Annotated in this window: 9 protein-coding genes and 1 pseudogene; 5 read left to right on the plus strand and 5 right to left on the minus strand. The window is 48.0% G+C overall.

Annotated elements, in window-relative coordinates:
* Window positions 1-143: 143 nt before the first annotated feature.
* The 4 genes and pseudogenes from CRECT_RS01025 to CRECT_RS01040 all read right to left on the minus strand — a co-directional run.
* A complete protein-coding gene (locus tag CRECT_RS01025) occupies window positions 144-371 on the minus strand; it encodes a hypothetical protein (protein ID WP_004319776.1) in 228 nt (75 codons plus the stop codon).
* Between the two features lie 301 nt (window positions 372-672).
* The gene (locus CRECT_RS01030) at window positions 673-2,412 is read right to left on the minus strand and encodes a phospholipase A (protein WP_004319785.1); all 1,740 of its coding nucleotides are present in this window, start codon (window positions 2,410-2,412) and stop codon (window positions 673-675) included.
* Window positions 2,409-3,026, minus strand: a complete 618-nt coding sequence (gene mobA, locus CRECT_RS13060; protein WP_227932330.1) for a molybdenum cofactor guanylyltransferase — start codon at window positions 3,024-3,026, stop codon at window positions 2,409-2,411. Before mobA ends, CRECT_RS01030 begins: the two co-directional genes overlap by 4 nt.
* Before the next feature lie 116 nt (window positions 3,027-3,142).
* Window positions 3,143-3,374 (minus strand): annotated as a pseudogene (locus tag CRECT_RS01040) (NTP transferase domain-containing protein); the annotation flags it as partial.
* 114 nt (window positions 3,375-3,488) lie between these two features.
* Between CRECT_RS01040 and CRECT_RS01045 the strand changes: the two are divergent.
* A complete protein-coding gene (locus CRECT_RS01045) occupies window positions 3,489-3,746 on the plus strand; it encodes a membrane protein (RefSeq protein WP_039888238.1) in 258 nt (85 codons plus the stop codon).
* A 1,160-nt stretch (window positions 3,747-4,906) separates the two neighbouring features.
* Here CRECT_RS01045 and leuC read toward each other — a convergent pair.
* Complete coding sequence (gene leuC, locus CRECT_RS01050) at window positions 4,907-6,181, minus strand: 3-isopropylmalate dehydratase large subunit (RefSeq protein WP_004319759.1); 1,275 nt, start codon at window positions 6,179-6,181, stop codon at window positions 4,907-4,909.
* A 179-nt stretch (window positions 6,182-6,360) separates the two neighbouring features.
* On the opposite strand from leuC, the gene CRECT_RS01055 reads away from it, so the two are divergent.
* From CRECT_RS01055 to CRECT_RS01070, 4 genes are all read left to right on the plus strand, one after another.
* Window positions 6,361-7,278 carry a GNAT family N-acetyltransferase gene (locus CRECT_RS01055; protein WP_004319683.1) on the plus strand — a complete coding sequence of 306 codons (918 nt, stop codon included), beginning with the start codon at window positions 6,361-6,363 and terminating at the stop codon, window positions 7,276-7,278.
* 464 nt (window positions 7,279-7,742) lie between these two features.
* Window positions 7,743-9,062: an NFACT RNA binding domain-containing protein gene (locus tag CRECT_RS01060; RefSeq protein WP_004319701.1), complete on the plus strand. Its 1,320-nt coding sequence runs from the start codon at window positions 7,743-7,745 to the stop codon at window positions 9,060-9,062.
* A 15-nt stretch (window positions 9,063-9,077) separates the two neighbouring features.
* Window positions 9,078-9,440 carry a hypothetical protein gene (locus tag CRECT_RS01065; protein WP_004319670.1) on the plus strand — a complete coding sequence of 121 codons (363 nt, stop codon included), beginning with the start codon at window positions 9,078-9,080 and terminating at the stop codon, window positions 9,438-9,440.
* 939 nt (window positions 9,441-10,379) lie between these two features.
* Window positions 10,380-10,664, plus strand: coding sequence for a hypothetical protein (locus tag CRECT_RS01070; RefSeq protein WP_004319752.1), 285 nt, complete (start codon window positions 10,380-10,382; stop codon window positions 10,662-10,664).
* Window positions 10,665-11,160: the final 496 nt, after the last annotated feature.

The raw sequence follows: 11,160 nt of genomic DNA on the forward strand, positions 1-11,160 counted from the left end.
GAACGGCAAATCTCGCGTGCAAATAGTCGCTCCGAAAATAGGCACCGAAATAAACATCATAGCCGTTAGCGAAAATAGGTCTATGAAAAATCGGCGACTCGGCCAAATCCGCCAACCGCCTATAAAAAGCCGCGCATACTCCGCTAAAAAATAGCTAAAAGCAGATGAAATAAGCGGTATTTAGCCGAAGCTAATCCGGCGATCGCTGCGTATATCGACGCGCCGTCCAGCGCCAAAACGCTTAGCGCGAGGCTGCAAGGCGAAAGCAGCGCCGTAGCGTCTGCGCTAGCCGGTATGATCTCTACCGTGCAGTTATTTATCATACAAAAGCTCATAGAAAATGCGCGGGTTAAAATCCTTAAAAAAGTCATTTAAATTTGCAGAGCCGGTCCCCTGCCGTTCGTTTGGCGCCGTTAGCGCGAAACGGGCGTAAATTTAAATCTGCCGCCCGCGTATCAAGCTCGTCTGCGCTCGGTATCATCGCGGTCAGGGTTATGCCCGGCGTAAATTTAGCGAGTATAAAAGTGCGCCGAGCTTGAAGTTTAAACCGTAAATCAAACTCGGTCAATCCGAATTTGCGCCTAAATTTAAGGCTCGGCTTGTCAAAAATAAAATTTAAGCCGACAAAAACGCCCGGCCGTCGGGTGCGCAAATTTAACCAAGCTTCGCAAATCACTTCAAAATCGCAAAGCCGATGCCGATTTTATCGGTGTGGCGGTTGTAGTCGATGAGGCTCTCGCCGTATCCTGTGAAGTACTTCACGTAGCCGTAGACGCCGCTCTTGCCAAACGGAAACAGCCACCCAAGCTCGCCCGCGCCGCGGTTGGTTTTATCAAAATGCAGGTTGTTTCGCACCATCGCCGTAAAGATATGACCGCGGTAGGGCAGGGCGAAATTTACGTCTATGTTGCCGAGGTATTTTTCGATATCCGGGTTGTCGTCGTCCGCGCTTTTTTCGGGGATGCGCGCCCATGCTCGCGGGATCACGACGAGGCTGCCGGCGTAAAATTTGGCCTCGAGATAGACGCGGTTCCATGAGCGCGACTTCTCGCCGCCCTGGCCGTTACTCTCGTGCAAAAGTCCCGCACGCAGGTAGTCAAGGCTAGATATCGCCTCAAATCTCGTCGGAAAGGTCACGAATATCTCGGGACGGTAGTTGGTCTCGCGAAACGGCGTCGAGGCCTTAGCCGTCTGCCACCACGAGCTTTGCGAGTAGCCGGCCGAGATCGTTTCGTTCATATCAAACACGTCGTAAAACAGCGGCTTTTGCAAGCTGATCTGAAAAGCGGTCTCGAATCGGCGCCTATCTTCGAAGCGATTAAGCGTGTAGGTCGCGGGCAGGAGGTAGTTTAGGTGGTGCATTTTTAGGCCTAAAATTTCGTCCACGTCGTATGCCTCGCCGCTTTCAAATTTTGCTCCCGCGCGCTCTTTGACGGCGATCTTTCGCTCCTCTACGGGCGCGTCCGCTACGCTATCTGAGGGCGCGATCACGTAGCGCTCCATCGCGGCCGTTTCGCCGTCCTCGTCCGTAAATATCGCTTTTTTAGCCGCCAGTTTATAAAGCTGCAAGGCTCTTGTTTTATCGCCTTCGTGCTCGAGCTTTACGGCGGCTTCGTAGAGGCGTTTGGCTTCGTCTTTGACGGTCGTTTCGGCGACCGAATTTATCGCCGAATTTGCAGGCGCTCGGGCTAAGTATTCGGTTGTCGTTGCCGCGCTTGGCGTGACTTGGGAGTTTTGCTCGCTTGCTAAATTTCGCTCGGCTTTTTCGTCATAACGCGCTAAATTTTTCTCAGCTTGTTTGCTCGGATTTGCCGCTAAAATTTGCTTATGTCGCTCGTCGATTTTTGCTGCTGAATTTTGTGCGATCCGGCTAATCGCAGCACTTTTGTAGCTCGTTAAATTCGAAGTTTTTTGATCGTTTTTTGTAGCATTTTGCACCGAGGTTTGCTTGCCGTCTTGCAGCTCAAATTCGGCTTTTGCGTTTGAATTGGCCGCTAAAATTCGAGCGGTTTGCGCGGCGTTTTCATCTTGCGGCATCTGCGCGAGTCGCTTGTTTAAAGCGACATTTTGCAGCGTCGAATTTGGCGGTAATTTCTCGTTTGTAGCGTCTTTAAAATTTTTATACGCGGTCGAGGCGGCGGTCAAAATTTGCGTTTCGTTTTGCATAGCGCCGTGGCCTTGAGTCTGCCGGGCAAGGTTCGCATCCGTTTGATTTTGCGTGCCATTTGGCTTATTTTCTTGCGCCAAAAACGCGCTTTGCTCGCTCGGCTTGGTTGCTAAAATTTGCGAAATTCGGTCAAGCTCACTTTCTTTGGCGCTTGTTAAATTCCGCGCTATTTGCTCTGCGGCGCTCGCCTCGCTTGCCACGACCAAATTTATCAAAATCGCTATTAAAATGATAAAAATTCTCATATTTTCCCTTCTTTTAAAGCTCGTTCATAGTCGCTTGGATAGTTGATGTTGAAAAATTCGTCTGCGTGCACGAATTTTACGATCTTGCAGCGGCAACGGCTGCGCAAAAGCCCGATCTTGTGCTCGCCCGCGGCAAAAAGCTCGCCCGCCGCGTCCGCTAAATTTGCGCTGAAAAACCCGCAAAGCGAGTGCGCGTGCGAATCGTCTGCGGCGATAACCATATCGTATTCGCCGGCAAATTTATATAGCTCGCGCACGCACTCTTCGCTAACAAACGGCATATCGGCCGGGACGATAAAGACGCTTTCGTTTTTAAAATTTCTAAGGATACTGTAAAGAGCCAGCATCGGAGAAAAGGGCTCTACGCTCAAATTTGCTCGCTCGTTTGCGATTTGCGAGGCAGGTAAATTTTGCGGCGATAAAATTTTATTTTCTTGTCCGCTTTGCTCCAAATCCGAAACGAGCGCGCTGTCGTTTTTTGAAATCAAATTTGAAATATTTTGCGATAAAATTCGAGCTTGCGATTGCGCCGTATCATTGTCGCAATGTGAAAAATTCGGCGTTTTGCCCGCATTATCGTCAGGCGACGGCTTTTTTGAAATTTGAGCGCGCATCGGCTCCGCATCGCTGTTTTTGAGCGCGCTTTTATCCGCTTCGCTCTTGGTTAAATTCGGCTTTTGCTTTGAAAAAATATCCGCGCCGCAATCTTGCAAATTTACTTTTTTTTCGTATGCGCGAGCTAAATTTAACTGCGAAATTTCCTTTGCGTCGGCGTCTTTGATGAGCGGTAGGGGCGGGTCAAACTTTTCAAATTTGGAGCTAACGAATACGCGCTCGAAAATCCGCCCGAATTTATGCGCTCCGTAGTGCGTGAGCGTCGCAAATCCGCCAAAAGGCAGCAATGTTTTGTCGCGGCCCATTCGCGAGCTTTTGCCTCCGGCTAAGATGACGCAGGTTTTCATTTTTTTCCTTAAGCAAAATTATAAGGCTAACTTTAGCTAAAAACGGCTTTGATTTACCAAAATGCACCCGCCGCGCCCCAAAAATAGTATAATGCGGATTTTAAAGGAGAGAAAATGAGCGAGAAAAATTTGCAAATTTTAGGTTGGATAGGCACGCGCCTATCGGTCATTATGTATATTTCCTACATCCCGCAGATAATGGGCAACCTTGAGGGCAACAAGACGCCTTTTATCCAGCCTCTGGCCGCAGCGATAAACTACACGATCTGGACTAGCTACGACCTGCTAAAAGTCAAAAGGGACTACCCGCTAGCGGCTGCGAATTTACCGGAAATAATTTTCGGACTTTTGGCGACGATAACGGCGTTTTAAAGGATAAAGACCGCTAAATTTGCCGATACGGCGAAGTTAAATTTTATTTTTTGATGCTAGTTTCAGTGGCTCAAATTTACAAATTTAACTTCAAATTTGAATGTAAAATTTTCTGAATCGTTTTGCCGACGCAAAGAGTCATAAATTTGAATTTTTGGCTTCTTTTTGCTGTATTTTAATATCTTGATTTTTTTGTTAAGAGAGGGACTTGAATTGTGCTCTGCTCTGCTTCATGCTTTGCATTCGCAGCTTTTGGGGAAGCAGTTGCGAGTGTAGCAACGGTAGCGAATGCAGTGAAGCTAAGCAAAAGAGCTCCCTTTTGTATCTACTTTTCTTTTTTTCTTGGGAGGCGGAAGGGGCTTTACTTCGCCTGCGGCTCGTAACTGCAAGCAGACCTACTTACGCTCTGTTTACAGCTACGAGCGAAGCGGTCTCAAGCCCGTAGGGCGACGGTAGCGAACGTAGTGAAGCTAAAGTAGAGCGTCGCCTTTCTTTGCTTCGGCTTTGCCTCGCAACTGCAAAGCAGACCCGCCCCCGTCTGCTTGCAGCTGCTAGCGCAGCGACGCAGAAACCCCCACCTACCCCACTGCACGTGAGAGGTGGCGACATAGCTTTGCTGACGCAAAGCGTCGCGGATTTTTAGTTAAATTTGAGTGTAACGAATTTACATTTTCAAGGTGAGGGTCTCGGCGACTCAAATTTGAATGCAAATTTTCTGCACTGTTTTATAGCTACAAGTACTAACAGAGTAAAAAGTTCTTTAGTGGATCAATTGGCTTTTCTTTTCTTTTCTTTTGGGAGAGGAAAGGGCTTTACTTCGCCTGCGGCTCGTAACTGCGAGCAGACCTACTTACGAAGCGTCGCCCCTTCCTCTCCCAAGCCCTCTCCAACCCCACTGCACGTGAGAAGTTGCTGCACTGCGTGCAGGTTAAATTTGGCGCTAACGAGCTGCGTATTCAAATTTACGTTTTCGCGATGCGGATCTCGGAGACTCAAATTTGCAAATTTTACTTCAAATTTGAGCGTAAAACGATAAGGCGAAGTATTTTTTCTTTAGACGAGGCGGAAACGACGGAGGCGAGGGAGCGGACTAGTCGTCCGTGACCGAAGCCGACCGAGTTTCTAACGATGTATAAAGAAAAAAGACAAGCCGTCAAATTTTAAAGATCGCGCGGATCGGCAATTTTACCTACGACGGCACTCGCCGCTGCTACGGCCGAGTTTGCCAGATACACCTCGCTCGTGCGATCGCCCATACGGCCGACGAAGTTTCTATTTGTCGTGCTTACGCAGCGCTCCCCAACGCCCAAAATCCCCATATATCCGCCCAGGCATGCGCCGCAGGTTGGGTTGCTCACGACTGCGCCAGCCTCGGCAAATATATCCATCAGCCCCTCTTTTTGCGCTTGCAGGGCGATTTTTTGTGTCGCCGGCGTGATGATGAGGCGGGTTTTGCGCGCTACTTTGCGGCCTTTTAGGATTTCAGCCGCGATGCGCAGATCCGAGAGTCTGCCGTTCGTGCAGCTGCCGATAAAGGCCTGATCGATAGCGATGTCGTCTTTCACCGCCTCGCGCACGCTCTTGCCGTTGCTTGGCAAAAAAGGATAGGCGATCACGGGATCGAGCTTGCTAACGTCGATCTGCAAAATTTGCTCGTAGTTTGCGCCCTCGTCGGAGTAGTGCAGCTTCGGCTCGGCGCGTAAATTTTTACCTTTTAAAAACTCTTTCGTAGTTTCATCGACCGCGATGATGCCGCTTTTGCCGCCGGCCTCGATCGCCATGTTACACATCGAAAAACGCCCGTCCATGTCAAGGTTCTCTATTGTCTCGCCCGTAAATTCCAGCGCCTTATACAGCGCGCCGTCCACGCCGATGTGGCGGATGATCTCTAGGATGAGGTCCTTGCCGTAGACGTGGCGGTCAAGTTTGCCGCGAAAGATCACTTTGATAGTCGGAGGCACTTTAAACCAGTTTTTGCCCGTTATCATCGCGTAGGCTAGGTCGGTGCTGCCCATGCCCGTGGCAAAGGCTCCCAGAGCGCCGTGCGTACAGGTGTGGCTATCGGCGCCGATGATGACGTCGCCAGGTACCACGAGGCCTTTTTCAGGAAGTAGCGCGTGCTCGATGCCCATATCCTTCTCGTCGAAATAATTTTTCAAATCGTGCTTATACGCAAAATCGCGGCTGATTTTGGCTTGGTTGGCGCTTAGGATGTCTTTGGCGGGGATGTAGTGGTCCATCACGACGCTAAAGCCGTCCGGGTTGGCGAGCTTCGTCGCGCCGCTTCGCTCAAACTGCTTGATGGAGATCGGAGTCGTGATGTCGTTGCCGATGACCATGTCGATGTCGCTTTCGATGATCTCGCCCGCGAAAACCTCGCGTCCTACGTGCTCGCTGAAAATCTTTTCGGTGATGGTTTGCTTTGAGTTTTGCATAAATTTTCCTTTTTTGCGGATGCCGCGCGTTTTTAAAATTTAGCGATTTTAGCGAAAAATCATAAAATTTCTCATTATGCTGGAGCGAGCGCGACGCGTATTGACAATGCTTATCAAGACGTAAGATATTTTCAAGCGTTTTTGGACTAAAATTCGCAGACATTTTTAAAGGAGAGCAGATGGAAAATTTAGTTATCTTGGAAAACAGCGCGAATTTTAACCCGCGAGATATCGACGAAATCCAACTAAGTATCGGCTGGACTGAGCAAAAATACATCGATGCCGCACCGCTTTGGAGTCACTATGATATGTTTAGAAACTGCGACTACTTCGCTACCGCCAAAATCGGCGAAAAAACCGTCGGCGTACTGGAAGCATTTGCCGATAGGGATAACTTCGCGACATCCTATCTTTCCATCATTATGGTGCATAAAGATTATCAAAAAAAGGGCGTCGGCAGAGCGCTTATGAACGCTTTTAATAAAAAATTCGCCCACACCACAACCTGGGCTATCACGCCGATTACTCAAAGTAGAGACGGGGTGGCTTTTCTGGAAAAATTTGGCTTTAACGAAACGCCGAATTTTACCACTTGCTGGAGAAAGCGAAGGATCGATCCTTTGTCCTATGAGATAACCAAAAAGCCTAAAAAAGAGCTGCCGCAAGGTCTCGTTATCCTAGAAAACAGCGCGAATTTTAACCCGCGAGACATCGACGAAATCCAACTAAGTATCGGCTGGACGGAGCAAAAATACATTGATGCCGCGCCGCTTTGGAGCCATTATGATATGTTTCGAAATTTCGACTACGTCGCTACCGCCAAAATCGGCGAAAAAACCGTCGGCGTTTTAGACGCATTTAGCGATAGAGACAACGCCTTTACGTCCCGGCTTTACGGCATTATGGTGCATAAAGAGTATCAGCGAAAGGGCATCGGCACGGCTTTGATGGATGCGTTTAATAAAAAATTCGCCCACACCACGACTTGGGCTATCACGCCGATCGGCAAAAACAAAGACGGAGTGCCGTTTTTAGAAAAATTCGGTTTTAACCAAAATACGGAAAATTTCACCGTGTGCTGGCGAAAACGTAAATAAAGCCGGTGATGCAAAACATCTCTAGCAGTCTTTACAAATGCTTTAAGGGGTTTAAATTTCGGTTCAAATTTTCTCCTTAAAGCCGGTGATTTACGCATACCAAGCTCATCACTCAAGCCCGGTATATCGCTGCGAGGCTAAGTCAAAAATATATAAAAGAAGGCTTTGAGGACTGCTTTAACGCGGTAAGATTTAATTTACGAATTTTACTTCAAATAACCTTGTTTTAAGCTCGCATTTAGCATAAAAAATATGCTTAGCGTCAAAAAACGGAGGCTAGCAAAGGCAAAATTTGAGCAATGAACTGGAAAAGACGCTTGCAAAAAGAGCTTAAATTTAGCACTTTGAGAAATAGTTATTTTTGATGACAGGGCTACTAAAACGCATTTATAGATTATGGCCATTTTCTATTTTTTAGTCGTATTTTTAAGCTAGCTAAAATTTTAAAATTTTATAATTAGCCGATGAAATACGCAAATTTAAAACAAATACAATCTTTTCTAGGCAAATTTAAAAAAATAACCGCAATCAGGCGCGCGGGCGATATGGCGATATTTATCCAGTTTGACGGCGAGCTTGAGCTATTTTTCGACCTTAGCAAATCTGACTCCGCGATCTACGCAAATCAGGGTTTTCTAAACGTCAAAGAGTACAAAGCGCCCTTTGACGTCGCGCTTAAAAAGAGGTTCTGGGGAGCTAAAATTTTAAATTTAAGCGTGCCCGAGGGAAATAGAATTTTAAAGCTGGAGTGCGAATTCCAAGGCTCGTATAAGAGCCTGGCTTCGAGCCTGTTTTTGGAGTTTACGGGGCGTTTTACCAATGCGATCATCACGGACGAAAAAGGCGTCATAGTCGAGGCTTTGCGCCATATAGACAATAATTTTCGCGTGATAAAACCGGGGCGCGAGCTGCTTGAGCTGCCGCCGGCTATGATAAAAGAGCGAGAGACACCGCCGATAACGGACTTTGAGCGGTATTTTAGCGAGGAATTTAAGCGCGTAAATAACGCAAAGCTAGAAAATCTGCGCGCCGTAAAATCGGCCGCGATAGAGCGCAAAATGCAAAATTTAAGCGAAATTTTATCGGGCCTTGAAAACGAAGCGGATCTAAATGCGCAGAGCGAAATTTTAAGCAAAAACGCGGGGTTAATTCTATCAAATTTACACGCGTTAAAGGACTACGAGCGCGAGGTAACGCTAAATGATTTCGAGCGAGGCGAGGTGCGTCTCGTGCTGGATGATAGTCCTAAAATCGCCGCAAATGCGATGTTTGCCAAAGCAAAAAGGCTAAAGCAAAAGGCGGCGGGTCTAATCATCGAGCGGCAAAATTTGACCGAAAAGCTGGAGTTTTTATCAAATTTACAAACGCTCGTAAATGAAGCGGGAAGCGCCGAAGAGCTAGAGATCCTAGCGCCTAAAAAAGCCCGCGCCGCAAAGCAAAAAGAGCAAAATCAAAACGTCGAGGATTTTTATGTCGAGGGTTATAAAATCAGCATCGGACGCAACGAAAAAGGCAACGTCTGGCTGCTAAAAAACTCGAAAAAAGACGACGTCTGGATGCACCTAAAAGACCTGCCGTCCGCGCACGTCATCATCAAAACCGCAAAAAGCGCTCCCAGCGAGGAAATTTTGAGGTTTGCGGCGAAAATTTGCGTAAATTTTAGCGTCAAAGGCGGCGGGACGTACGAGGTTGATTTTACCAAACGTAACAACGTCAAAATTACGAGCGGCGCAAATGTAAATTATATTAATTTTAAGACGATATTACTAACGAAGCATGACTAAAAACAGGAGGCGAAAATGGCTGTAACACCCCTTGGCAACACGATTTTTATCAATCAAAACGTAAATATGGTCTCAAGCAAGGTCGCCGACGTCCAAAATAGATTTGACCTGCAAAATCTCGCCGCCGCATCGCTGGCAAGCGACGAAAAACAAGAGGTCTCCGAGGTGCGACCGACCGAGGAAACCTACAAAATCGATCCCGAAAACGAGCACGAAAAGCAAAAGGGCAGGCAGGAGCAAGGCGAGCTCGCCTCGGAGCAAAAGGGCGAAAACGCAGACTCCGAGAATGAGGACGGAGAAAGTTCCGAGGAGCACGTCGCGGCTAACGACTTCCCGCAGGCGTCGCCGCTTTTTCAGCATCTTGATCTTAAAATTTAAGCTTGCGGACTTAAATTTGGCTGACCGGCTCGCCGCGAGGCGGTTAAATTTGACGTTAATTGGGCTTGCTTTTTGGCGCTTTGCAAACTAACTACTCGTAGTTGCCGGTGCGACGCACGAAGCAAAAGCTAGTTTTTGCGACCAAGATATAAAGCCTTTTTGATTCGCCGCGCTCCCGGCTGCAAGTAGAGGAACCCCCCCCCTAAAACACGCTAACGTTTTCTGTGCCGCTAAAGTCTCTCAATCAAAATTTATCGTTCCTGGGATGCAAATTTTAGCCGAGTTTTTGAGATAGGATGCAAATACTGACCGGCAGGGCAAATTTGAGCTTTTGCCTGTTAAATTTTACGCATTTTTACAAACGGCGACGCAAATTTGACTTACCTTTCGTAGCAAATTTATCCGCCCGCCGTTTTGGCGAAATCAGGGAAAATTTTATGGCGAATTTTGTTGCAAAACAGGCTGCGTGATTTAGCAAAACATCCTAATTAAGGGCAGCGAGGGCGTATTTACGCAGGCGGTAACGACTCGCAAAAGCAAGCTTAAAATCCTTGCTAGCAAGCGGCGAGCAGCTAGCCGACGCGCTTTTTGTGATTTTACCCGCGCCGCAGTCTTTGAGGACGGCGGCCTCACGCTCGTAGTTTTGGGATTTACAGGAGATTTATAAATTTAACGCCGCGGATATTGCGCTCATTTTGAAGCATAAAAAGGCGTGCTAAAATACGGCGACTTTACTGCGTTAGGCGGCACGAACGGCGATAAAATGCAGTCACGGCGACGCGCTTTTTAGGGTTTGAGGCGTGGACGGGTGCGCAAAAGCGCTTAAAGGGCTACGCGGCGATTTTTAAGCAGGATGAGTTAAATTTCTTTTTTTGCGCGCTCGGGTCAAATTTACAGCTTAAATTTGAGCGGTTGCGAGCTTAAAATCATCGCTAAAGCTTGCCCTATGAGCAGGTGCAGCGAGAAGCCGATACCGCATCCGCGCGGGTAAAGCGGGCAAAAAAGCGAAGAGGGCGCGAACGAGCCGGTTTTGCGGATGCAAATTTTAATGTCAAATTCCGCTTAAAGTCGGGCTTTGATTTGGATAAATTCGAGCTTGCGGCAGGCGGATCGGACAGTTGGCGCGGGTATTTCACAAAAGGGCCGGGCGAGTCGAGGGTCCTTGATTTTGCGCATAGCGAGGCAGACGGCTTTGCGCGTGGCGGCTCGGGCGAATTTGCGTAGGGTGAGGCGAGTAAATCCGGGTGCGAAGAGGCGGATAAATTTAAGCGAGATGAGCGCGTCCGATATCTCGCGACAAAGCCCGTGCTAGCGCATAAATTTAGGCAAAAAGCGCGAAAATTTCAGGCGCCGTTACGGCTGCTTTTGCCGGGCTGCGAGCGCAAAATGCAAGGCGAAGCAAAAAAGGACGCCGTTTGCCGAGCGAAATTTAGCACCCGGAGGGCGGTCGTCGCAATGAAAAAGAGAGACATGCGCGGATCGCATACCCGCACGCGCCGAGCGCTAGTCGGTAATGCTTACGACCGAGGGCGCGAGGCAAATTTTGACCCGCTATAAAATTAGTCCGTTTTTTTGAGCGAAAGTAAAATTCGGCGCGAAGCCGTTAAATTTGCTCTAAATTTACCGTCGCGTTCGGCAAAATTTAGCGCAAAATCGTCAAATTTCGCTCGGTTCATCAAGGTTAAATTTAGTCAAGTCTATCAAATCCGTGCACGATTTT

The organism is Campylobacter rectus, assembly GCF_004803795.1.
Lineage (GTDB): Bacteria > Campylobacterota > Campylobacteria > Campylobacterales > Campylobacteraceae > Campylobacter_A > Campylobacter_A rectus.